Source organism: Hyalangium gracile, from assembly GCF_020103725.1.
GTDB lineage: Bacteria > Myxococcota > Myxococcia > Myxococcales > Myxococcaceae > Hyalangium > Hyalangium gracile.
This window is the reverse complement of sequence record NZ_JAHXBG010000034.1, coordinates 18,604-43,035: the sequence shown is the minus strand read 5'-3', so window position 1 is coordinate 43,035 and position 24,432 is coordinate 18,604. Positions and strand designations below refer to the sequence as shown.

Genomic DNA, 24,432 nt, shown 5'->3' with positions numbered 1-24,432 from the left:
AGCCCTTGTCCTCTGATCGGTTCCACTGAACACCGGACAAGGAGCAGTCATGAAGCGTCGTTGGTTCCCTCTCGTTGTGCTCGCAGGCGTGGTGCTGATGGGTTGTGGCGGTATCGAGGAGGTCCCGGCTCAGCAGAGCCTGGCCACCGTCGAGTCGGCCCTGGTCACCTGTACGGCGACCTGCGGAGACGGCAGCACGCTGTCCTGCACGGGAGAGACATGCACCGCGAGCGACAACTTTCACGTGACGTGTGACGGCGTCCGCCAGGACTGCCCCACCCCGCCCACGGAGTGCACCACCCGGCGCAGCTGCGAGGCCACGAACGGCAGGAGCTGCTACGAGCCTCGCGCCCGGCTCGACTGCTGCACGGCGGAGGAAACGCCCGGCATCTGCGTCTGCGGCGCGAGCCGGTGGGCCTGCATCTTCTGAGAAGGAAAAAACATCGGCGCGGCCCCGGGACGGGCGGCCGCGCCGACAAGAGCTCTGCTGAGTGGCTCGAAGTTACTGAGCGGAGCTCACCTTGAGCGTCACACCCGAGTAGGCCGAGTAGCCGCGGATCAGCACGTAGTAGGTGCCCTGCTTCGCCGGGTTGAACGTGCAGCTCTCGGCGTTGCCAGCGGCGTAGGGCCGGCAGTCGTAGCTGCTGGTCGTCGGGGCGCTGCCGAACTTCACGTACAGGTCGGCGTCACCCGAGCCGCCGGACATCTCGAACTTCATCCCCGTGGCGCCGGTCGGCGTGACGTAGCTGAAGCTCGTGGAGCTGCTCCGGGCACCCGAGAGGTTGCTCTGGGTGGCGAGCGTCGTCCAGGTCGGAGCCGGCTGCACGCCCACCGCGCTCCAGGCCTCGTTGACGGCGGCGGCCGCGGTCGCGCCGTAGAGATCGGTGGCGGCCCGCGCGGTGGCGCTGCGAGCGTCACTGAAGGTGCTGCTCGGCGTCAGGTAGACGGTGTTGGCGCGGTAGAAGATGGCCGCACCCATCATCAGGCTGTTGAAGGAGTTGCTCGCGTCGAGCGCGGGCACCACGTTGCTCGTCTTGCCGCGCGGGTGGGTGCCGCCGGTGACCATCAGCTTGAAGGCCAGGTTGGCGATGCCCGAGTTCCAGTGCACGCCGCCGTTGTCCGAGGTGCCCGTGTAGCGCGTCGGGTAGTAGTCGTAGTCACCCGCCAGCGCCGGATCGTTCATGTAGCGGAGCGCGTCACCCGCGGTGGCCGGCGTCCAGCACTCCTCGCCGATCTTCCAGGTGTTGCCGCTCACCGCGCCGTCCCGGTACGCCTCGATGGAGGCGCCGAAGACGTCGGACATGGCCTCGTTCAGGGCGCCCGACTCGTTCGAGTAGATGAGGTCCGACGAGGTGTCGGTGACGGCATGGGTGAGCTCGTGGCCCACCACGTCGAGCACCGTCAGCGCCGAGGAGTCCACGCCATCGCCGTCGCCGTACACCATCTGCACGCCGTCCCAGTACGCGTTCACGTAGTTGCGGCTGTAGTGGACCGACGAGGTGAGGACGGCGCCCGCGCCGTTGTAGCTGTCACGCCCGAACTTGGAGAAGTAGAAGTCGTACGTGAAGCCCGCGTTGTCGTGGGCCATGTTCAGCACCGCGTCGCTCGAGGGGGCCTGCCCCTCGGAGCGAACCAGCGTTCCGGGCAGCCGGGTGCCGTTGCCGGCGGTGTACGTCTTGCGGTTGCGCGCCGTCTTCAGGTTGTCGAACTGCATGACGAGCTCGCCCGAGTGCGCGTCGATGAAGAGGTTGGGCATCGACGGCTCGCCCTTGGCGTTGACGGCCTCGAACTGCACCCGCCAGGTCAGCCGGGCGCCGTCGCTCCGCGGGAGCACCTGCAGGTCCACCTTCGGCGAGCCCTTCACGCTGGAGCCGGCCAGCTGCGCGATGGCGCGCTTGGAGGCCTCGTCCGCCCGGAGCTTGGGCGTGGTGTCCACGCGCAGGTCGCGCACCAGCTTGTCGGTCACCTCCGCGATGGAGCCGTCATCGTTGAGGTGGGCAATGGCCTCGGCGCCGAAGACGGGGACGCCGTCGTGGAGCTGCGCCAGGCGCTCGTGCTGCTGGCCGCGCGTGTCGGTCAGCCCGCGCTTGAACGACAGCTGCCCCACGCCCCGGAGGAAGCCGGGATGCTCCTCCTGGAGACGACGCACACTCTGCCCCGGAGCCACCTTCGCCTGCGACAGGGCGCTGTCCTGGGCGCTCACTGTGGCCGAACCGGCCTCATCCAGGGTCTCAACACCGCAGGAGCTCCCGAGGAGCATCAGCGGGAGGATCGTAAGAAAACGACGAGTGCGCATGGGGGATTGACCTCTCTGGTCCGGCGAAGGCCGAACTCGCTTCTCGTTTTCTTATAAATTGAGTATCTCAGTCAAGACATATTTTTCCGTTATTTCTGTTCCCTTGAGGCGCGCGAGCTCCGTCACGCCATAGGCCTCTTGATGGGCAGGAGGCCCGCTTCGATCCGAGACGAGGGAGACGACGACGCATTGAGTGAGGAGCGCCCCGAGCCTCAGCTAGCTTCGAGCGGCTGCGGGCGCTCGTCGCGGAGCACCCCTCCACGGACGCGCGGTTTGGCCACCAACGGTGACGTGCCCCGCGGCGACAGGCTAACGTCGCCGGGGGGGAGCACGAGGAATGACACCCATCCTGGACTGGCGCGCGCGGCTGGCGGAGCGCGGCTTCATGGGAGCCCGACAGGTGTCCTGCATGCACGGCGCCGCGGTGCTGCGCGACTGGGGCGAGCCGCTGGCGGCGGAGGCGGCGCTCCGTGAGCTGCTCGAGCGCTTCCCGGAGGATGAGGGCGCGCTGGGGGCGCTGATGCGGCTCCTGAGCGAGACCGGTCGGGCCGAGGAGAACGTGCCCCTGCGCCGCCGCCTCCACGCGAAGCGCTGCCGGGCCCTGGGCATCCCCGAGGAACAGCAGGAGGCGGCCATCGCCTGGCTGGAGGCCGCCGAGACGGGCGCCGTCCTCCCCGAGCGCGCGGCCGAGTCCTACGTGGCCGCCCTCTTCGACCAGTACGCCTCGCACTTCGACGACAAGCTGCGCCGGGAGCTCGGCTACCGCGCGCCGGAGCATGTCCTCGAGGCCCTCGAGGAGGCCCTCGGCGGACGGCGCGAGCAGGACGTGCTGGAGCTCGGCTGCGGCACCGGGCTGGCCGGCGTGCTGCTGCGGCCCCTGGCTCGCCGACTCGAAGGAATCGACCTGTCCCCTGGCATGCTGGAGCGCGCGAGGGCGCGGGGTGTGTACGACGCGCTCCACACCGGAGAGCTCCACGAGCTGCTCGCCGCGTCCCAGGAGCGCCACACGCTCATCGTCGCCGTGGACGTGCTGGTGTACCTCGGTGCCCTGGAGGCGCTCTTCGAGCGCGTGGCCCGGCGGCTCGTGCCGGGAGGCCTGTTCGCCTTCACGGTCGAGAGAGGCACCGAGCCGGGCTACCGGCTCCAGCCCACCGGGCGCTATCTGCACCACCTGGACTACGTGAGGGAGCAAGCCCGCGCCACGGGGCTCACGCCGGTGGTGGAGCGGGAGGCCGTGCTACGCACCGAGCGGGGAGAGCCCGTCTGGGGCCACGTGGTGGTGCTCCGGGCCTGAGTCCCAGGGCACCCGTCCCCCGTCTATCGGAGCGGCCTTCGAGTCTGCTTCAATGGGCCCATGCTCGAAATCATCGTCATCGTCTGGCTCACCCGGAAGCTCTCCGAGACCGCGAAGGAGAAGGGTCGTTCGAAGGGCTGGGGCGCGCTCGGCGCGGGGTTCTGGATCATCGGAGAGATCATGGGCTTCGTGATCGGAGGCCTGCTCGGCCTCGACCTGGGCTCATACCTGGTGGCCATCGGCATGGCCGTCCTGGGCGCCTTCGTGGCCAGCACCATCGTGAAGGCGCTGCCGGCGCAGACGCCCTCGATGGGACCGGCCGTCTAGCCTGAAGCCCTCACACCTCTCCGATCTGGCCATTCATGGCGCGGTAGAGGATGAGCGCGCCCAGGAGGATCCCGACCAGCGAGAGCCCGATGGCCAGCAGGTCCAGGGAGACGCCCTGGCGCCCCCACTTCCTGCCGGCGGAGATCATCGTGAGATCGATCCCCGCCAGCACGATGGCCACCAGGCCCAGTGGAGCGCAGCCCAGGGACAGGAAGGACAGGATCCCCGCGATGATGGAGTACCAGGAGCCGCCCAGCGGAGGCAGGCGCCGCGCGCAGTCGACGCAGTAGCGATCGCCCTGCCGATCGACGATGCACGCGGAACAGGCGAAGGAGCCACAGCGGATACAGAGCTCCTCGGCGGCGTTCTCCGGATGGCGTGGGCAGGGGGCTTCGAGCGAGACGGCGGTCACTTCATCCTCCGGATGGGGCAGACTCCGGAGAGCCTACCCGAGGCCCCCGAGCCCCGCCCTCGCGGGTCAGGGCGGACCCGCGAGCCTCCGCCGGAGGTTCAGCGGTAGAGCCTCAGCACGGTGCCATCCTCGCCCGCGATGATGAGCTGCTGCCGATTGCCGGAGAAGGCGCGCAGGCTCTTGCGCGTTCCCGTCTCGATTCGGTTCCAGGCGCCGCTCTCCACGTTGTAGCGGAGCAGCACGCCGTCATCCCCCGCGACATACACCTCGTCACGCGAGTCGACGAAGAGGGCATGCAGCTGGGCAGTGGGCCCCAGCCCCGGAGGCAGAGCCATCGCCGTCCACTGCGAGCCATTCCACTGCCAGAGGCCGGTCGGGCTGAGCGCCCAGGCCAGGCCCCGGTCCAGCGCCCGGACGGCGCGGAAGTTCGGCAGCAGGGCATCGCGCGTCTCCGTCCAGGCCGTCCCGTCCCAGTGCGCGATGACGGAGTCCCCCACCGCCCACACGTCATCGAGCGTGGCGCCGTGGATGGCGTTCACGCCACCGTTCCCCGACAGGAAATGGCGGTTCCACCCAGCGTGGCCGTTGAGCTGGATGAGCAGCCCCTCTCCGCTCGCGGAGTCGATCCCGACCAGCCAGGCCATCAGGCCCGCGATGGGGGACACGCCGCGGAAGCTGAAGGTCTCGGGCAGGTAGAAGAAGTGGGTTCCGCTGCTGGTGGGATACGACATGTGGAGGTTGACGCGGCCATGGTCACCCGCGGCCCACAGGAGCCCCGGCGACTGCTCCACCAGGACATTGGCCGGCCCCGGCCGTGGGTACCCGGTGCCATCCATCCCCACTCGCACGGTGGCGCCATCCGCGAACCACCAGTAGTCGTCCTCCCTCGGGGTGGACAGCGAGACGAAGTCGGCGCGCGCGCCGCGATCGAGCGGGATCCAGACATTCCTCTCGGAGGAGAGGTGCATGCGCCCGGCCGCACCGACCGTCAGCACGCCATCCGCCGTGTGCCACACCCCCAGGAGCCGGGACGGGGCCTTCTCCAGGACGGGCATCCACGTGCTGCCGTCGTAGCGCGCGGCGCCCTCCTCACCCACGACGACGATCTCGCCCTGGGCGGTTCCGGAGATTCCATACAGCGCCGAGAAGGGCAGCGGATACGAGGACCACATGCGCCCGTCCCAGTGGAACAACACGGCCCCGCTCTTCGAGCCCGTCACCCACACGTCGCCGGGCCCGGTGCCCCAGACGCCCGTCAAGGTGACGCCCGGAGAGGGAGCCGGCAGCGAGCGCCAGTGCTTTCCCTCTCGCACGCGGACAGTGGCCCCGGAGCCCACGACCCACACCTGGTCGCGGTGGGTCCAGACGCCATAGAGGTCAGCGCCCGTCCCGGTGTTCTCCTCCGCCCAGCGGCTGCCATCCCAGGAGTAGGCCATGCCCTTCTCCCCCACCGCCCAGACGTTGCGGGCGCTGGTGCCGTGAACGTCGGTCAGGAAGCGCGCGGGGATCAGGGCATCGCTCCAGCGGCGCCCATCGAAGTGCAGGATCTTCGAGCCCACCGCCCAGACAGCCTCGGCCGAGCTGCCCCAGATGCCCGACAGATCGGCCCGGGTGGTCACCATGCTCAGCCCGGTCTCCCCACCATGGACGATGTAGCCGGCATCGCCCACCGCCCAGAAGTCCTTCACGGAGCGGCCCCAGACATCCTTCAGGTCTTGGGCCACCGGCGCCGGGTTGAGGACGCACACGCCATCCGGAGAGCAGGCCGTGCGCATTCCATAGTCCGGCACTCCACACGCGTTGGCCTTGCCGCCGCCACCGCACGTCTGGCCGACGGCGCAGGTGCCGCACTGCAGCGTGCCGCCGCAGCCATCGTCCACCGGGCCACACTGGGCCTGTACTTCCGCGCATGTCCGCGGCTTGCAGGCCGGGACGCCACACATGTTGGGATGGTGAACACCGCAGACCAGGCCCCCCTGGCACCCGCCACAGTCCAGGACGCCGCCACAGCCATCCTCGATCGCGCCGCAGGAGGCGTCTCGATCCGCGCAACTCGCGGGCCGACAGGTCTCCGGCGTGGGCAGTGGGGTCTCAGGCTCGGGCTTCACGTTCTCCGTGCCATCCCCATCCCCAGCACCGGGCTCCACCACCTCCGTGGAAGAGCCACACGCGGCGAGCAGCAGGAGCACGCACACCCACGCCCTGCCCCACTTGCGCCGCTCAGCCTTCCCATCCCCCGCCACCATCCCGCCATCCATCCGCCACGTCTCCCCGATCCCGCTCACAACGCCTCCCTCGACAGCCTTCCAACGAGGGAAATGAACGAGGCGGTTAAAATGGACGAACCGAACGCGCCAGGCAGGCGCGGGCCCGGTTCTCGCGGCCGTCAGGACAACAGGCGAACAGGTGGAGTGTTCACCTGGGAGCAACGCGAATCTGGAACAGCCTTGGCCAGAGCTTGCCCGTGACCCACAGGCGACCCGTGGCCGGATCGTAGGCAATGCCGTTCAGCACGTCCTCATCGCCGTGCTGCTCGCTGGGCGCCAGCAGCCCTGTGAGATCGATCCACCCCGTCACCCTCCCCGTGGCCGGGTCGATGCGAACGATGAGATCGGTGCCCCAGACGTTCGCGTAGACCTCGCCGTCCACGAACTCCAGCTCGTTGAGCCGGGAGACCTCGCGCCCACCGTCCTTCACCTTGACGGTGCGCTGGACCGTGAACGTGGCGGGATCCAGGAAGCGCAGCACGCTGCTGCCGTCGCTCATGATGAGCGAGGTGCCGTCATTCGTCAGCCCCCAGCCCTCGCCGGTGTAGCGGAACTGCCCCGCGGGCTGGAACGTCGCGGCGTCGTGGATGAAGCCCACCTGCGAGCGCCAGGTGAGCTGGTAGAGCTTGCCGCCCAGCAGCGTGAGCCCCTCGCCGAAATGGCGGTCCTCCAGCGCGACGCGGCGGAGGACCTCACCGGTCTCGAGGTTCACCTCGCGCAGCTCGGAGCGACCGTTGAGGCCCGTGCCCTCGTACAGCCTGCCGTCCCGGTAGACCAGGCCCTGGGTGAAGGCCTTCGGATCATGGGGCCAGCTCTGGATGATCTCGAACCCGGACGTCGGCGCGCCCTGCGAGGCGCCATGCGCGCTGCAGGCGGCGAGCATCGCCAGGGGGAAGAGGCACAACAGCCGAGCGAGCGTCACCGGGCGAATCTGCACGAGAGAGGAACTCCGAGCCGAGAACACGTGAGAGGGTATCAACGCCTAGCCTCGTTAACGAGGAGCTCAGGCCTGGGCCATGACCTGCTCCAGCGCCCTGCCGAGCCGGGAGAGATCATAGGGCTTGGGCAGCACCACGGCCCCCTTCAGTCCGCCCTCCTCGGAGAGCGCCGCGCTGCCGTAGCCGGAGGCGATGATGACGCGCAGCCTGGGACGCTGGCGCACCGCCTCGCGAGCCAGCTCCACCCCCGAGCCGCCAGGCAGGTTCACGTCCGTGAACAGCACGTCGAAGCTCTCGGCCCCGAGCTCCACCAGCGCCTCCTCCGCGCTCGACGTGGCCCGCACGCCGTGCCCCAGCTCCTCCAGCAGCTCGCTCGCGGACGAGCGGATCGCCTCGTCATCCTCCACGAGGAGGATGCGCAGGGGCTCCTTCTTGGTGGACTCGGGCGTGCGACCAGCCTCGCTGCCCTCCGCCGGCTTCGCGGCGAGCCGCTGCTGGCGCTGGCGGAGCATCGCGCGGACCTTCCGGGCCAGCTCCTCGCGGCGGTACGGCTTGCTCAGCAGGCTCACGCCGGAGTCGAGCCGGCCGCCGTGGACGATGACGTCCTCCGTGTAGCCCGAGGTGAACAGCACCTCGATGTCGGGCAGCAGCGCCCGGGCCTGCCGGGCGACCTCGGTGCTGCGCACCGGCCCCGGCATGACCACGTCGGTGAACAGCAGATCGATGGGCAGGCCACTCTGGAGGATGGCCAGCGCGCTCTGTCCGTCCGAGGCCTTGAGCACGCGATAGCCCAGCTCCAACAGCATCTCCACGACCGTGGTGCGCACCCCGGCGTCGTCCTCGACCACCAGGATCGTCTCCGTGCCCCCCTCGATGGGTCCGGTGTCCAGCTCGGTGTGTGGCTCCTCGACCTGGAGCGAGCGCGGGAAGTGGATCTGGATGGTCGTCCCCCGCCCCACCTCGCTGTAGATCTTGATGTGGCCGCCCGTCTGCTGGACGAAGCCGTACACCATGCTCAGGCCCAGGCCCGTGCCGCGCCCCTCGGGCTTGGTGGTGAAGAACGGCTCGAAGACCCGCTCGAGGACCTCGGGAGGCATGCCGCAGCCGGTGTCGGTGATGGACAGGCGCACGTACTGGCCGGGCGTGACATCCGGATGGAGCTGGGCATGGTGGGCGTCCAGCTCGGCGTTGTCGGCCTCGATGGTCAGCTTGCCCGCGCCCTGCATGGCGTCCCGGGCGTTGATCGCCAGGTTCAGGACGACGTTCTCGAGCTGATTGGGGTCCGCGAAGGTGTTCCAGAGGCCGCCGCCGATGGTCGTCTCGACCTCGATGTCCTCGCCCAGGGCCCGCCGCAGCAGCTCGTCCATGCCGCGCACGAGCCGCCCCAGGTGGATGACCCGAGGCTCCAGGGGCTGCCGGCGCGCGAACGCGAGCAGGTGGGACGCAAGCCTGGCCCCGCGATCGACGGCGCCAATGGCGCTCTGGAGGCGCCGCTCGGCCTGCTCGCTGCCGGCGAGGTCCCTCTGCAGGAGCTGGAGGTTGCCGCCGATGATCTGGAGCAGGTTGTTGAAGTCGTGCGCCACGCCTCCCGTGAGCTGGCCCACGGCCTCCATCTTCTGTGCGTGGTGCAGCTCCGCCTGGGCCTGACGCCGCTCGGCCTCGCTCTCCTCCAGGGCGCGGGTGCGCTCACGCACCAGCTCCTCGAGGTGCTCGCGGTAGCGCCGCAGCTCGTCCTGGGCGCGCTTCTGCGCGGTGATGTCGTGGCCCTGAACGAAGATGCCCGAGATGCTCCCGTCGGGCTCGATGATGGGCTGGTACACCAGATCGATGAACACCTCCTCGAGCGGTGCCCCGGGCTTCCGCTGAAGGAAGACCGGCAGGTTCCGGCCGACGAAGGGCTCTCCCGTCGCGAACACCTTGTCGAGCAGCTCGAAGAAGCCCTGCCCCTCGATCTCCGGGAGGGCTTGCCTGACCGGCCTGCCGAGCACGGGGCGATGGCCGATCAGCTGAGAGTAGGCGTCATTGGCCAGCTCGAACACATGCTGGGCCCCGCGCAGGAAGCACATGAACCCGGGGGCCTGCTTGAACAGCCGGCGCAGGTGGCGGCGCTCGGCATCCAGCGTCCTGTTCGCCTCCTGGACGGCCTGGGCGCGACCGAGAAGCCCCGCCTGCACCTGCTCCGCGGAGCTGACGGAGCCCCGACGCGCCTCCGCGGCGCTCATGGCCTGCTGGAGCCGCTGGACCTCCGTCACATCGACGGTGTGCTGGAGGATGAAGGCCACCTCGCCCCGCTCGTCGAGGATGGGCGTGTGGGTGGCGCTCCAGTAGCGCTCCTCCAGGACGGGGCCCGTAGCCGTCTCACGCGGCACCCGGTAGGGAATCAGCGCCAGCGTATCCGGCACGCGCCCGGACAGGACGCGCTCGAGCGACTCCCTCAGCTCGCGCGCGCTCCGGTTGGAGGGATCCTCGGGATCGTGCGGGAACACCTCGAACAGGGAGCGCCCGAGCAGGTCCTCGAGCCGGGACGCCGTGACTCGCAGATATGCCGCGTTGGCCCAGACGTACCGCAGCCCACGGTCCAGCACCATGTATGGGTTGGGCGAGCGGTCGAAGAGCGCCCTGAAGTCGAGGGAGTCGGGCATCGGAGGGAGAGGGCTAGCACCTCTCCTCTCGCATGTCCCGAGCAGGCCGCGACGGCCCGCCAGCCTGCTCGTGTTGGGGAGTCAACGGCGGGCCACGGTCCCCGGGGGGCCTGTCAGTACGGTCGGTCCGCGACCCGGCGCGAGTCCACCCAGGTGCCCTTCACGTAGTCGGGGAGCTGGCTGGCCACCTTCTCGGACTCGGCCAGGGTGATCTGGGTGTGCAGCGCCGCGAAGACGCCAAAGAGGACCAGCCGCACGTTCTCCGGCTCGGCGTTCAGGTGGTTGGCCACGTGGAGATAGAAGTCGTCCTTGTCCAGCTTCTCCGGCCCGGCCTCCAGGCGCTTGTGACAGCGTCCCACGATGTCGCGCACATCCGGGGTCAGCTGCTCCAGGAGCTGCTGGATGATGCCGCCGGGAAGGCGCTCGGTCAGGGCACAGAACACGGCCTCGACGGCTTTCACGGGCTCATAGTCCGGGAGCTGCTCGGCCACCTTGTTCAGGAAGGACTGACGATCCGTGCCGACGCCCAGGCCGGACCAGGACTGGGTCTCTTGCTCTTGCATGTGGATTCTCCTCGCGCTTCCCTCACGCTGGGGGCCCTCCGGGCGCGCAGCAGCAGGCGGGAGAACGAGGGAGCGCGAGACAGCATCCCTCTCAGGGCGCTTCCGCCGCCTGCCAGGCAGGCTCAGTCCTCGACGACCACGGTGAGCGGGGAGCTCACCTCCGCGTGCCGTGACATGGCCGCGGTGATGACGTGCCGGCCCGGCGTCACGCTCCAGCGGTACTCATGGGGATAGGACACGGTGGCCACGGGCACACCGTCCACGAGCCACACGATGGGCTCCGTGCTGGGCGTCACCTCCGCCGCCAGTCGCAGCGTGGAGGCGGAGGCCGGCGTGTCCGGGTCGAAGAGCAGCCGCACCTGGCCTCGCGGCTCGCGGATGACGACCTTCGGCTGCAGGGCCTCCTCATGCGCCGGGCACAGGGGGCTCTCCAACCGGGGAGAGACATCGAGGTGCTGGCTCCGCGCCCACTGCGTGTACGTGTCCGGCAGGTCCAGCATCACGCGGGAGATCACCTCGGACTCAGGACACGAGGGGCTCGCCCTGAGCCCGTTGCGCCGGTCCAGCTTCACCTGGGCGTGGAACGGACAGTGCTGGGTGGGCGCGCTGCCCGGGACGAACCACTCGCTCTTGCGGTGCGGACAGTCCACGCTCGCGAGCCTGCCGGACAGGGGGCAGACATCCACCGCCACGGCCCTTTCGGGCGGAGGGAACGCGTCCAGCATGGGCTGCCAGGGGCGGTGGTCCTCCATCACCAGATCCATGATCCGGTGTGCCGCGGCGGCCGCGCCGTTCGCGCCTCCCACGCCACGCATCCGGCGCCAGTCATGGTTGCCGATCCACACCGCCACGAGCAGCCGGTCGCTGAACGCCACCGTCCAGGCATCCCGGTAGCCCTGGCTGGTGCCGGTCTTCACCGCGACGGCGTAGTGATAGTCGAGCGCTCCTCCCGCGGGGAACATGGGCCGGCGCGCCAGCGGATCGGCGAGCATGTGCCGGACGAGCTGCGCGGCCTCCCGGTTCAGCAGGCGCCGGGAGGGGACCTGCGGCTCGTCCACGAAGCGGCGCAGGGGCAGGCTCTCGCCCTCGCGAGCGAGGACTCCGTACAGCCCTGCCAGCTCCTCCAGCGTGACGGGCAGGTTCCCGATCGCCAGCCCCAGGCCGTAGCGATCCGGCTCCCAGCGGATGTCCCCCACTCCGGCCTTCTCGAAGAAGCGCAGGGCGGGCTCCACCCCCACCTCCGAGAGCACCCGCAGCGCGGGGATGTTGCGCGAGTTGCCCAGCGCCTCGCGCAGGAGCATGGGGCCCATGAACGTGTGGTTGATGTTCTCGGGCAGGTACGCGCCGCCCGCGTCGCTCCGGACGTCCATGGGCGTGTCGGGCAGCTCGGAGGCGGCGGTGAAGGCGCCCTTCTCCAGCCCGAGCGCATAGAGGAACGGCTTGAGCGCCGAGCCCGGAGAGCGACGGGTGCGCACGAAGTCGATCGCGCCCTTGTGCTCCTCGGAGAAGAAGTCCCGCGAGCCGACCCACGCGAGGATGTCTCCCGTGGCCGTGTCCACCACGAGCGCGGAGGTGTTGCCCGCCCCCGAGTCCTCGATCCGCTCCAGGTTGTCCCTCAGGATGGCTGCCGCCTGCTCCTGGATCTCCAGATCGATCGTCGCGACCGAGATGGGGCTCTGGCGACGCTTCGCCTGAGCGCTCCACTCGAGCACCGCATGCATCGCCTCGGAGCGCCGGCGCGGGCGCGGGACGATGCCCAGCTCCGCGCCGAGCGACTGCTCCAGCTCCACCGCCGAGAGCAGCCCCTTGGCGTGGAGCGCCCGGAGGATGCGGTGGCTGCGCCTGGTCGCGCGGCGCAGGCCATCGGGGGAGTACGGGTTCATGCGGCCCGGCATCTGCGGCAGCCCGGCGAGGAAGGCCGCCTGGGCCCACGAGAGATCCTCCACCGGCTTGTCGAAATACAGCCGCGCCGCGCGAGCGACGCCGTGCGCCCGGTTCCCGTAGGGCGCGAGCATGAGGTACTGCCGGAGGACCTGCTCGTGCCCGTGGCGGCGGATGAGCAGCAGCGCCTCCAGGGCCTCGGAGACCTTCCGGAGCAGCGTGCGCGGCCCCGGCTCCTGCATGCGCGCCACCTGCATCGCGATCGTGGACGCTCCCGAGATGACCCGGACGTTCCGGGTGTTCTGCAGGACGGCGCGCGCGACGGACGGCAGGTAGACGCCGGGGTGGTCGTGGAAGTGCTGATCCTCGGTGATGAGCGTCGCCGCCACGACGCGCTCCGGCATCACATAGGGCAGCGGCCAGTAGCCGAGCTCCCCATCCCCGGCGGGAACCTCACCGAGGTAGCGCCCCCGCCGATCGAGCACCAGCCGCGAGGGCTCGACGGACAGGAGCGCGTCGTCGAGGGCGTACACATACAGCCCCCCGGCGACGAGCAGCAGCGCCAGGAGCGCCAGCCACGTCCGCCTCGATCGGAGCCGAGGAGCGAGACGCCGGAGGGCGTCCGCGGCTGTCCGCCTAGCGCTCATTGGCCCCCTGGATGACGATGCGCATGCCCTCGCCCCGGCCGCGCACCTCCTGGCGGTACATCTGCTCGGCATAGGGCGCCGGGTGGACGAACGAGCCCTCCGTCGCCGCGCGGACGCGGAAGTGGAACGTGTGCGTCCCCTGCGGGAGCTGGAGGAAATAGTAGCGGACCTCGTGATCGAGCCGCTGCACGTACGCCGGCGTGATCGAGTCCGCCTGCGAGGGCTGAGCGTCCGAGCCGGCGTTCTCGAGCGCGGGGTTGAGCGGCTCCAGGCCGGCGGCGAACGGCACCACGAAGGCGACATGGGGCCGCGGCTGATCGTTCACGAGCTGGGCGTGGACCTCGAGGATGTCCCCCACCTTGAGGATCTGCGTCTCGCCGGCCTTGTCCTGGAAGCGCGTCTGGTCGGAGCCATCCGCGTGCAGGTGCGTCTCGCTGCGAGAGACGAGGAAGCCCTGCTGCGTCGAGGCGACCTTGTCGCCCGGCGTGGCGGGGACGTACTTGTAGGCGACGCGCACGCCCACCGGTCCGCCCGTCACGGTGGCCTCCTGGGGCTTGTCCGTGGCCATCGTCACCTTCGCCGACTTGACGTCTCCGTTCACGGTGAGCGGCCTGGCGGACGAGAGCGCGACGGTGGTGTTCGGCACGTTCGGCCTGGCGCGATCCAGGTAGAGCGCCAGCGCGGCGATGGCCCGCCGGTTCTCATAGGTGCTCTGGAAGCCCTGCGTGGGGCTCGCGTAGGACAGGAGCGCGTCGCGCATCAGGTCGTGCCGGCTGTCCTCCGGGGCCAGGCGCAGCAGCGCCTCGAAGACGGCGGCGACCATGGACGGCTGGGACGAGAGGAAGCCGTAGCCCCAGGAGCTGCGCCCCGCCTTCACGCCCTCGAACGTGGGCTTGCCGCGGTTGAGCTTGATGATGACCCGATCCCACAGCTCGCCCTTCAGCGCGTCCAGGTTGGTGCGGTAGATCTTCGGCTCGCGGGACATGGTGCTCGCCAGGTCCGCGAGCGCCATCACGTCCATCCGCTCGCGCTGCTGGAACAGGTCCACGAGGTAGTGCTCGTCCAGCTTGTCCGTCCACGCGAGCGCCCTCAGCGCGGCGACCTGCTGGTTGTAGCGCCAGTCCGGCAGCAACCCGGCGTAGTCGCTGCGCAGCACGCGCCTGAGCGCCTCCGTGGAGCGCTCCAGGAGCTTCGCATCCACCGGCAGCCCGGCGCGCCTGGCGGACTCGAGGAACTCCACCGCCTGCGCCGTCACCTGCACGTCGCCCGGGCCACCGGGCCAGAAGGCGAAGAGGCCGCTGGAGTCCTGGTACGTGGTCATCTCCTCCTGGAGCCGCTTCACGTGGACGCCCACCTGCTTGGAGAAGGCGGTCTCCACCCCGAGCCGCTGGAACAGCGAGCTCTGCACCACCTCCGGGTAGAGCTTGGACATCTTCTGCTCCAGACAGCCGTGCGGGTACGCCGCCAGGTAGTCCAGGCCCGCGAACAGCTCGAGCACACCGGGGACCGACGAGACGACCACCTCCTGGGAGGCCGTCCCAGGGCGGGCCGGCTCGGGGATGGGCTTGAGCGCGCTCTTCCCGGCCTTCAGCGTGTCGAAGTAGGCGAACTGCTCCGTCACCCGGTCCGGGAGCACGGGGATCTGCACCTCGAACGCGTCCCCGGCCTTGTCGGACTTGCGCTCCACGTCGACTCGCACGGTGAGCGAGTGGGGCTTGGACACGTCCGCCTCCTTCACCTGGATGGGCGTGACGAAGGACATGGCCTTGTTGAGCTGCAGGTCCACGGCCTGGGCGAAGGGCCTGGCCTCCACGGGGCCGGAGAGCTGGATGCTCACCGCGCCCGGCCCGCCGCTGCCCTCGACCACGCGCCCCACCGCTCCGCCCCAGAACCGATCGCCCTGGCGCACGAAGCGCGGCAGCTGCGGCTGCACCAGCACCGGCAGCCGCACCTTGAGCGTCTGCTGCTTGAAGCCGAACCGCTGGCCGCCGGACGCCGCCACCGCGCGCACCCGGAAGTTGGTCAGGTCGTCCGACAGCGGCACCTCCAGCGTGAGCCGGCCCGACGCGGGCACCTGCACGGTCGCCTGGTAGAAGGGCACGGTCTGGAAGTTCTTGCGCACGATGCGCTTGCCGCTCATCGCGGCGGCATCCTCCTCGGAGCCGTCACCGCCGGGATCCTCCTGCTCGAACAGCTTGCCGACGAGGCTGTTGCGCGAGTCCCGGAGCGTGGTGCCGCGAGAGTTCCGGATGATGAACGCGCTGAGCGGATCCAGCGGGCCCTCCGGCGCGAGCGAGAGCACCGCCTCGTCCACCAGCCACAGCGTCACCTCGCCCGCCACGGCCCCGCCCCGGTCATCCTTGAGGGAGATCTCCACGGGGATCTTCGTCCCCGGCCGAGCCGTGTCCGGGTGCTTGAGCTCCACCGCCACCTGGTTGCGCGCGGGCTCCACCTCGACGTCGATGGACGCCCCGAGCGTCTGCGGCCGATAGCGCGCATCCTCCGTCTTCCCCTCCCCGAGCCGGCCGCGCATGAGCGCCACGTGCACGGCCACGTTCGGGACGTGGTTCGGCTTGATGGTCAGCTCGTGCACCGCCTTGCCGCCGGAGACCTCGCGCCAGGTGTACGTGTTGCCACCCGGCTCCTCGACGACCACCAGCGCGCGGCCCTGCTGGAACGGGCTCTGGATGATGATGCGGGCGGTGTCTCCCGGCCGGTACTTCGGCTTGTCGGTGGCGAGCTCGAACACGCCCTGGCGTGGCTTCTTCCAGGCCACGGGCGTCTGCCCGCCCACGTACAGGTCCGCGGTGAGCGTCTGCACGCGGCCCAGCTTGTCGCGGGCGATGAGCTCCACCACGTACACGCCCGCCTCCTTGAGCGCGAAGGACGGCAACACCGGCTGCACGTCCGTCTTCACCACCTGCTCGGAGAGCTTCACGTCCTCCTGCTCCGTCACGTACCGCGCGTCGCCCGTGGCGAAGTGCGTCTCCCGGAGCTGGCTGTGCCACACGCGGCGGAACAGCCGCACCGTCACGTCCTGGCCCTTGACGGCCTTGTCATCCACGCCGACGGCGATGATCTCCGGCTTCAGCTCGAAGGGCTTGTCCGAGTAGCGCGGCAGCTTCATGCCCAGCACGAAGGGCGGCAGCGCCTTCACCTCGGTGGCGGCGGAGACCGGCTGGTTGTCCGCGCCCGTCACCGTCGCCTCGAAGCGGTAGACGCGGGCGCTCCCGTCGAGGTCCAGCGCGGGGTTCACCTGGATCTCGTCCGCGCCGCCCTCGTCCAGCTCCGCGTTGCGGCTGATCGTCTCCGGCGCGCGGCTCTGGCCCTCGCGGGCGAACTGGGTGCTGGACGCGAAGAGGAAGCCCTCGCGCCCCTTCGGCACGTAGTAGTGCGGCCGGCGCGTCACCGTCCACGCGATGGGCTGCCCGGACACGTTGCCGCCCGCGTAGTAGCGCGCCACCGCCTTCACCTTGAAGGGCGCGTCCAGCCGCACGGTGCTCGAGGAGGACAGCTGCACCTCGAACTGGGGCACGCGGTACGCCTCGATCTGGAACGAGCGCCGGGCGACCTCCGTCAGCGTCTTCTTCTCCAGGAGCACCACCTGGAACTCACCGGTGGGCACGTCCTTCTCCGCGAACTCCGCCGAGAACCCGAGCGCGCTGAAGGTGGTCTGCAGCGTCCAGCTCTGGTTGCCGGGCCCCGTCACCCGCAGCTCGTAGGTGCTCGCGGCGGCGGGGACCAGCTGCAGCTCGCCGCCCGTCTTCCGCCGCACGAAGCCCTTGATGAAGACCTTCTCCCCCGGCTTGTAGATGGGGCGCTCGGTGAAGAGGAACCCGAGCAGCGCATCGTTCGGCGGAGGCGGGATGTCCTGCCCGATCCACTCGAGGAACCCGGAGGACGGGGACCAGTGGTTCCGGGCGAACGTAGCCGGCGGATCTCGAGGATCCAGCACCAGGATGTCATCCCCGCTCTGGACCGAGATGCGCTTGATGCTCTGCCAGTCCGACTGCGGCCCGAGCACCGCCCGGCCCCCGTCATCCGTCGTGAGCGGCTGCGAGAAGGGCACGTACATCATCTGGCCGGGGCGCTTGGGATCCGGCACCCGGCGCTGGCCCTCGATCACGAGCCTGGCGCCGCGGACCTCCTTCGCGTCATCCAGCGTGCGGACGAAGAACACCGCGCGGTCGCGCTCCTCCACCGCCGTGAGCGAGAGGTTCGTCACCTGCACGCGGACATAGGCGCGCTCGGGCGCTCCCGTGAGCCGGCGCAGGCCCACCAGGTACGAGCCCGGACGCTGGCGGCCCACCGCCTCGTCCAGCAGCGGCCCCAGATCCAGGCCGAAGCTCGTCGTCCCGCTCTTGCTCGCCAGGGGCAGATCCACCACCCGCGAGATCAGCGGCGAGCCGAGCAGCCGGATATGGGACATCAGCTCCTCGGGCCCGATGTAGCCCGCCGTGTTCGCCGGCGTGGAGGGCTCCTCGCCCGGGAAGGGCGGCGCGCTCTCCTCGTTGATGACGACGGGGCGCTCGGGGAAGGGCCAGAGCCCCTCATGCAGGGGATCGACGCGGTAGATGCGCACGTCCGCCCGCGCGTCGCCGTAGCCCTGGAGCGGCAGCATCCGCGGCCCCTTGGACTCGATGATCGCGTTCGCCTGGCTCCAGCGAAGGAAGGCCGTCTTCCACCCGAGGTGGAAGAACACCTGCACGTCGCCGGGATCGCGCAGCGGCCGGCCGCTGTCGTCCCGGATGGGCGCGGCGGAGATCCGCATCTGGTAGAGCGTGTCGGGGACGAACTTTCCGCGCAGGGCGACGCGGCTGCCGTAGCCCTCGAAGTGGAGATCCGGGACGGCGGGCTCCAGGCGCACCAGCTTCTTGAGCGCGGTGAGCGTCAGGTCCTGCACGTCGGCGGAGAACGCCAGCTGCGGCAGGTCTCCCTGGTTGCCGCACGAGAGCGCCATGTCGCGAGGCACCGAGGCCCCGCCCGTCAGCGCGAAGCTCGCCGAGCCGCACTGGATGGACTGGAGGTGGAAGGCCGGCCGGGTGGAGAGCCGCCCCGTCCAGAGCACCTTGCCCTCCTCGCCCAGCGCCAGGCTCACCGTCACCCGGAGCTGCTTGCCCTCGGGAACGTCCTCGTCGAGCGTGATGGCGTAGACGGCCGGGCTGCGCTGGTTGTCCCGCGGAAGCTGGGAGAGGTTGAAGTCCTTCACCACCCGCGTGGGCGAGTCCGCCAGGCCCGGCAGGTCGCGAATCTCGAGCGTGAGCATCTGCTTGAGCGCCGCGAGCGGGAGCGGCTGCGGGAAGGTGAGCGTCAGCGTGCGGAAGGGCCGCAGGTTCGTGCTGTCCGCGTAGGGAGACATCGCCGACGGCGCGGACATCATCGTCGCCAGCACCTTGCGCGCGCCGGAGGCCTCGAAGGCGAAGCGCTGGAGCGGAGGCCAGGGCTCGGCGGGACGGAACTGGAGCGTCTTCTTGTCCGCCCAGAAGTACTGGCCGGGCCAGGTCGGAGAGATCTTCAGCCGCTTCGCGCCGTCATCCGCGGGACGCTTGCCGGGGCCCTCGTTGTCGTCGAAGTACACGGTGACGGGATCGAACCCGCGCAGGAACTGCTCGGGGAGGATGCGGACCGAGCCTCCCACGGGACGCTGGTCCTCGTCCGCGGGGCGGTAGTCCTGGGCCGCGGCGGGGAAGGCCGCGAGCAATGCGAGGAGCGCGAGGGCTCTCGGGGAAACGGCAATCACGGGTTCTCTCCAATCCGCTGGAAGAAGTCGCGCAGGTACTCCTCGGGGACGTCGGCCTTGGCGCCGGCGAGTCCCACGAGGACGGGCTTGAACTTGAGGGGTCGGGCGTTGGCGGGCGCGTGGATCGCGAGCAGCCAGGTGCCCTTGTCGAGCTGGAGGAACTGCTGGCAGCCCTCCCCCAGCACCTTCTGATCCTGATCGAGCACGGTGCACTCGAGGAGCTCCGCCGGCACCTGCAGGCCCAGGCCGATCCGGCCCGGAGACTGCGTGGAGAACCGGAAGAAGCGCGTCTGCGAGGCAGTGATCCAGCTCTCCTCGCTGGCCACGCCCTCCTTCAGCTCCCTCACGGGCTCCTGGGTCCAGGTGACGGTGCCGGAGAGCGCCCGGTCCGCGAAGCCGCGAACCGCCAGGCGATAGCTGCCGGCCTTGAGCACCTCATCGAACGAGCAGCCCTTCTCGCTGCCCTGCACCCGGAGCACCGTGGCCCCCTGGGCCAGGCCGCACACGCCCGAGTCCGCCCGGACGTGCACCACCGCGTCGGAGGCCAGCGTGAAGGAGCGCTCCACGCGCGGCCCCGACAGCTTGAGCGCCCGAGCCGCGGGGAGGTCGGGGCTCGCCTGGGCCGAGAGGGGCCCGAGCGCGGCACTCTTCAGCTCGGTGGGGGAAGTGAGCACGGCGCGCACGCCGCCCACGCCCAGATCGAGCACCGTCTCGCCCGCGCGGCCTGCCGGGATGCGGGCCTCGCACCCCTCCAGCCGCGTGCCGTCATCGAGTGTCGTCACGCAGCGGAGCGCCCCGGAGACCGTCAGCAGGCGCGGCGTGGGCTGCGAGGCGAAGGCGAGGGGCTGCTGAGCGGGCGCGGTGCTCACCCGCTCATAGAGGCGCTCCAGGTTCTCGCGGCGCGGCGTGGGATCGATCGCGACCACCTCCGCCTGCGTGCGCGGCTCCTCGGGGGAGTACACGAAGATGGAGCCTCCCTTGCCGGTGAGCACGCAGGCCGCGAGCGCCGGAGATGGCGCGCACAGGTCGACCGCCGTGCCCTGCTCCTCCACCTGCACCGCCCACGCATTCCGAGGCAGCGCGAGCTGCACGCGGGTGGGAGTGGAGGGCATCCGCAGCTGGAGCGCCGTGCCCTGCGTCCAGGTGAGGTTCTGCAGTCCTGGCTGCAGCGCTCCCGCGGCCGAGGGGATCGGCACCGAGAGCCGCGTCAGGGTCGCCTCGCTCGCGCTGGGTGACGGCGTCCACCAGCGGGCCAGGGACTGCTGCGTAGGGCCGGTCGCCGCCACGCACATGAAGTCATCCTGCCGCGACGTGCCTCCCACGAGCGTACAGGCGGGGTTGCTCCGGTCGCCGACCTGCACACTGGCCTTGAAGAGGTGGAGCGAGGGAGCCCGGGTGGACTGCCGCAGCAGCGACGCGGCCCGGGTGAGGCGCACGCGCTCGGTCTTCGGCTCGCTGAGCGCATCCACCACCTCGTTGAGCTTCAGCGAGGCCTCCTGCCCACCGGCGCCGCTGAAGATCCAGTCTCCCGCCTCCAGCGACACCTCGCCCGCGCACCGCTCCAGAGGCCCCTTCTGGCTCGCGGGCAGGCAGTACAGCCCGGCGCCCGTCTGGTACCGACCGGGCTGGGGAACCTTCGTCAGCACCGCCGCGGTGGGGGCGATGCTGCCGCCCGAGGAAGGCACCACCGGGTGGGCAACCACGGCCGCCGTCACCTGGGCGCTGCTGTTCAGCGTCCACACCCGGACGCGCCAGGTGGCGCCGCCGGGGCGCACGAGCAGCATGCACTCGCGCGTGTCGAGCTGCCGCGTGACGACCGCGCCCCTGTCATCCTCGAGCGCGCACGAGATGGCCGTCTTGGAGCGCAGCGCCACCTCCTGCACCGCGTTGTCGGCCTGGGGAGGCAGCGTCGCGCGCTGCACGCCCGCATCCAGCTTGAGCGTCGCCTTGTCCGCGAGCACGCCCGCGTCCGTCACCTTCGCCACCGCGACGGAGACGCGCGTGGGGCCGGGCTGCTGCGTCTGGCTCTCGAGCACGAGCGTGTAGTCGCCCGCGGCGAACGGCTCGGCGATGGCGCAGTTCCAGTCCGCGCCGCGATCCGCGTTCTCGACGACCAGGCGGCCCTCGCTGTCGAAGATGCGGCAGCGCACGTCCGTGTCGCCCTTGGTGGAGAGCCGCAGGGTGCCCTCGGCGGGCAGGCGCAGCGGGACCTGGGCCGGTGCGTACACCGCGCGGACGATCCCCGGCGCCAGCGTGTCGACGCGCAGGTAGACCGCGTAGGTGATGGCCACGTCCCCCCGGCTGTGCTCGGTGATGAGCCGGTAGCGTCCCGGCGCCAGGGACAGCACCCGCCCCGCGGGAGCGGGCGCATCCGTCTCCGGCAGCGGCTCCGCGACGGGCGGGCTGGGGGACTCCTCCGCCTCCTCCTCATAGGAGGGCTCGGGCTCCTGATAGCTCTCCTCGGACGAGCCCTCCTCGCCCTCACCTTCGCCGCCGCCCTCCCCTTCCTCCGAGACCGGCTCGGGAGGTGGCACGTACGTGCGCACCCGGGGCACGGCGCTCGCCTGAGGCTGGGTGAGGTCCGCGCTCATCGGGGCGATGGTGTCGATCGGCTTGAGCTGGTTGTCCGCGCCCACCTGGTAGAGCCGCCCCTGCATGCCGTGGGTCAGCGCGAAGAACACGTCCAGCCCGGAGGGCAGCTCGAAGGAGAACTCGTCCTTGCCGTCCTTGCCCAGCTCCACGCGAGACCAGGCGTTGAACGGCAGCGCGTGCACCTTGTTGCCCTTGAGCGTGACGGTGGGCCGTACGCGCTCCAGCGAGGTACGGCGCATGCTCTCCACCGTGAGCGGCAGCTGCGTCCACAGATAGTTCCCGGGCGCCAGGTTCATCAAGTTGGTGCAGGGCGCCGGGATGGGCACCACGGGCCAGCCCTGCGGATCATCGAGCCGGCACTGGAGCGTCCCGCTCTGCGCGGCGGTGCTCAGCGTGTAGGTCCCCCGCTTCGGCACTCGGAGCTTCTGCTGGATGAGATCGCCCGCGTCGGCGCGGAAGAAGATCTGGGCCTCGCCGCTCAGCCCCTCCGCCGCCTTGACCGAGCGCCGCTCGAGCAGCACCGCACCACGGCCTCGGCTCTGGCCCACCGTGCGAACGTTGAGCAGGTAGCGGCCGGGCCGCAGGTACGAGGACACCAGGCAGTTGCGCCCGCGTCCTCCTCCCGACGCCGCGCCGACCTCCTGCACCACCGGAGTCCGGATGCGGCACTCGGTGGAGAGCAGCCCCTGGCTCGTCACGTGGTAGAGCCCGGCGTCCTTCACGTCGAAGGTGAGCGCGTGCGACTGCTCCCGCTCGAAGTCCAGCCACATGGGCGTCGCGGGCGCGAGCACCGGCAGCGGCGCGAGGTTCGGGCTGAACGCCACCAGCGGCGGAGGCGCGGGAGGCGGCGGTGGCGGCCGACGCAGCGAGAGCGTGATGGCCGAGGTGCCGGGGTTCTCGATCGTGAGCTCCCCGGCGTTGCCCGGCAGCGCGCAGGTGCCTCCCTTGGCCTCCACCTTCGTCTCGCCGAGCGCGCAGCTGAACGCCTCGCCGCCCAGCGCCCGGATCTCCACGGGTCGCCCGCTGGCCACGGGGATCTTCACGCTCCGTCGCCCATCGACCACCAGCGCCATGGACTCGCTCAAGGTGAGCGGCAGCGGGCGGACGAACAGCCCTCGCAGCGCCCGCTCCGAGCTGCGCGTGCTGGTCAGCGCATAGGTGGAGTTGTCGCTCAGGCGCACCCTGGGGAAGGAGCACGACACCTTGGTAGCCGTGTCCGCCGGCGGCTGCGGCCCGTCCGCGGCGAGCGTCACGTTCTCGATGCCCTCGGTCCCGCCGTACAGCCGCAGCTCGTACATACCCGGGGTCGCGGGGAAGGCGACACGGCACGTCTTCGCCTCCGGCTGGGTCTCCGTGAGACGGGTGACCTTGTCCCCGTCGTAGCGGAACAGCTCGCAGCGGCTCTTCCGCTCGCCCGCCGTCTGGAAGACGTAGCGCCCGGAGCGGGTGAGCTCGAACTGCAGCGTGGCGGAGCTGCCGTTGTAGTTGAACGCGCGGCGGAACGGCGTCTCGGGCCCCACCTGGAGCAGATCCCGCCGCTGCAGCAGCGTCTCGCCATTGGAGAAGAGCTGGCTCAGCGCGCAGCCGACGGGCGCGAAGTCCTGGTCGAGCGGCGTCTCATGAATCCCGACGAAGTAGTCGCCCCCCTTCACGACGTTGAAGCGCACCGACTGAGCCCCGCTCGCGTAGACGCCGTCCTGCCACTGGCTCTCCAGCAGCCGAGCCCACCGCAGCGTGAGCCGGGCGCCCGGCTCGCCCCGGATGAGCGCGACCCGGCGGCGCTTGACGCTGGAGGATGTGCCGCACTCGGGCACCAGCGCCTTGCCGTCGATCTCGCAGGTGGTCTCGGCCGAGGAGAACACGCTCGTGGAGCCGTCATCTCCCATGCCGTGCAGGCTCAGGCGCGTGGTCGTCTTCGAGCCCCCCTCGCGCGACAGGAAGAACGCCGCCGGCTCGGCCGGGAACTCCAGCGTGGCCAGGCCCGTCTCCGGCAGGGTGACGGTGGCGATCCGATCCTCGGAGGCCTTCGGGAAGCCCCACGTCACGGTGAGCCCCGCGTCATCCGCCGGCTCGGTCTGGGTCCACTTCATGGAGCCCGAGCCATACGCGGTGAGCAGGTACACGCCGGGCTCCAGCATGGACTCGAACCACCACTCGTGGATGGGCTGGCCGGGGCGGGGCCGAGGGGTGGTGTCTCGCGCGGTGATGGGCTCCAGCCACTCGCCCGTGCGCCACAGCCGCACGTCCCCCACGTGCCGCCCGGCGATGCGCAGCGTCACCGGCTGGCGCTGGTCGAGCTTGAGCCAGTACGAGGCCTGCTGGCGGGCCTTGAGCGTCTGCTTCACCTCGCGCCGAGGCTCCAGGCGCACCGGCGCGGGGTTGAGCTCCGTGTACGGCGTCACCGACAGCGTGACGTTCCCCTTGCCCTTGGACTTCGAGCGCAGGCGCAGCTTGTACGTGCCCGCGTCCAGCAGCAGGTCCAGCTCGCAGCTGGAGCGCCCCACCTGGCCGGAGTGCTCGAACGGTCCGCGGACGTGATCGACGATGTCACACGCCGTGCCCGCAGGGCTGTGGGCCTTGACGATGTAGCGCCCGGCCTTGTCGAGCGTGAGGATGGCCTCCTGCGCCCCTCGAGCAGGGACGGTCGCGGGGGAGACCGAGGCGGCGTGGAGCAGCAGAAGGGGAAGCGTCAGCAGCGGCAGGCTCATGGAGGCTTTCGCGCGGGGTTTGCGGGGTGCCTTAGCAGCAAGTGACGGGCCAGTTCACTCCCCCCCTGGCCAGCTCCTCGGTGTGTCAGCCGTGCCGCGAGTACGTGGCCCATTGACCACGAGTC

Annotated in this window: 12 protein-coding genes; 3 read left to right on the top strand and 9 right to left on the bottom strand. The window is 70.5% G+C overall.

The genetic code is table 11. The annotated features are described in order from the left end of the window. Positions 1 to 49 precede the first annotated feature (49 nt). A complete protein-coding gene (locus tag KY572_RS41660) occupies positions 50 to 430 on the top strand; it encodes a hypothetical protein (RefSeq protein WP_224249326.1) in 381 nt (126 codons plus the stop codon). A 72-nt stretch (positions 431 to 502) separates the two neighbouring features. Here KY572_RS41660 and KY572_RS41655 read toward each other — a convergent pair whose 3' ends face one another. Next, complete coding sequence (locus KY572_RS41655) at positions 503 to 2,203, bottom strand: M4 family metallopeptidase (protein WP_224249325.1); 1,701 nt, start codon at positions 2,201 to 2,203, stop codon at positions 503 to 505. A 430-nt stretch (positions 2,204 to 2,633) separates the two neighbouring features. Here KY572_RS41655 and KY572_RS41650 point away from each other — a divergent pair, with 430 nt between their 5' ends. Further along, positions 2,634 to 3,590, top strand: a complete 957-nt coding sequence (locus KY572_RS41650; protein WP_224249324.1) for a class I SAM-dependent DNA methyltransferase — start codon at positions 2,634 to 2,636, stop codon at positions 3,588 to 3,590. Positions 3,591 to 3,650: 60 nt separating this feature from the next. After that, positions 3,651 to 3,917, top strand: a complete 267-nt coding sequence (locus tag KY572_RS41645; protein WP_224249323.1) for a hypothetical protein — start codon at positions 3,651 to 3,653, stop codon at positions 3,915 to 3,917. A 10-nt stretch (positions 3,918 to 3,927) separates the two neighbouring features. Here the strand turns inward: KY572_RS41645 and KY572_RS41640 are convergent, their stop codons facing one another. From KY572_RS41640 to KY572_RS41605, 8 genes are all read right to left on the bottom strand, one after another. Next, a complete protein-coding gene (locus KY572_RS41640; RefSeq protein WP_224249322.1) occupies positions 3,928 to 4,329 on the bottom strand; it encodes a hypothetical protein in 402 nt (133 codons plus the stop codon). Between the two features lie 98 nt (positions 4,330 to 4,427). Further along, the gene (locus KY572_RS41635; protein ID WP_224249321.1) at positions 4,428 to 6,614 is read right to left on the bottom strand and encodes a hypothetical protein; all 2,187 of its coding nucleotides are present in this window, start codon (positions 6,612 to 6,614) and stop codon (positions 4,428 to 4,430) included. 130 nt (positions 6,615 to 6,744) lie between these two features. After that, a complete protein-coding gene (locus KY572_RS41630; RefSeq protein WP_224249320.1) occupies positions 6,745 to 7,533 on the bottom strand; it encodes a glutaminyl-peptide cyclotransferase in 789 nt (262 codons plus the stop codon). 66 nt (positions 7,534 to 7,599) lie between these two features. Then, a complete protein-coding gene (locus KY572_RS41625) occupies positions 7,600 to 10,176 on the bottom strand; it encodes a response regulator (protein WP_224249319.1) in 2,577 nt (858 codons plus the stop codon). A gap of 113 nt (positions 10,177 to 10,289) precedes the next feature. After that, positions 10,290 to 10,739: a DUF2267 domain-containing protein gene (locus KY572_RS41620; RefSeq protein ID WP_224249318.1), complete on the bottom strand. Its 450-nt coding sequence runs from the start codon at positions 10,737 to 10,739 to the stop codon at positions 10,290 to 10,292. Between the two features lie 122 nt (positions 10,740 to 10,861). After that, positions 10,862 to 13,267 carry a penicillin-binding protein 1C gene (locus KY572_RS41615; RefSeq protein WP_224249317.1) on the bottom strand — a complete coding sequence of 802 codons (2,406 nt, stop codon included), beginning with the start codon at positions 13,265 to 13,267 and terminating at the stop codon, positions 10,862 to 10,864. Then, entirely contained in the window at positions 13,257 to 19,007 is a 5,751-nt protein-coding gene (locus tag KY572_RS41610) for an alpha-2-macroglobulin (protein ID WP_224249316.1), read from the bottom strand. Before KY572_RS41610 ends, KY572_RS41615 begins: the two co-directional genes overlap by 11 nt. Next, positions 19,004 to 24,307, bottom strand: coding sequence for a hypothetical protein (locus tag KY572_RS41605; RefSeq protein WP_224249315.1), 5,304 nt, complete (start codon positions 24,305 to 24,307; stop codon positions 19,004 to 19,006). Before KY572_RS41605 ends, KY572_RS41610 begins: the two co-directional genes overlap by 4 nt. Positions 24,308 to 24,432 lie beyond the last annotated feature (125 nt).

Bases quoted from the DNA above. Each gene is read 5' to 3' on its own strand.
- KY572_RS41660 (WP_224249326.1), top strand. From the start codon at position 50: ATGAAGCGTCGTTGGTTCCCTCTCGTTGTGCTCGCAGGCGTGGTGCTG.
- KY572_RS41650 (WP_224249324.1), top strand. From the start codon at position 2,634: ATGACACCCATCCTGGACTGGCGCGCGCGGCTGGCGGAGCGCGGCTTC.
- KY572_RS41645 (WP_224249323.1), top strand. From the start codon at position 3,651: ATGCTCGAAATCATCGTCATCGTCTGGCTCACCCGGAAGCTCTCCGAG.
- KY572_RS41625 (WP_224249319.1), bottom strand. From the start codon at position 10,176: ATGCCCGACTCCCTCGACTTCAGGGCGCTCTTCGACCGCTCGCCCAAC.
- KY572_RS41620 (WP_224249318.1), bottom strand. From the start codon at position 10,739: ATGCAAGAGCAAGAGACCCAGTCCTGGTCCGGCCTGGGCGTCGGCACG.
- KY572_RS41615 (WP_224249317.1), bottom strand. From the start codon at position 13,267: ATGAGCGCTAGGCGGACAGCCGCGGACGCCCTCCGGCGTCTCGCTCCT.
- KY572_RS41605 (WP_224249315.1), bottom strand. From the start codon at position 24,307: ATGAGCCTGCCGCTGCTGACGCTTCCCCTTCTGCTGCTCCACGCCGCC.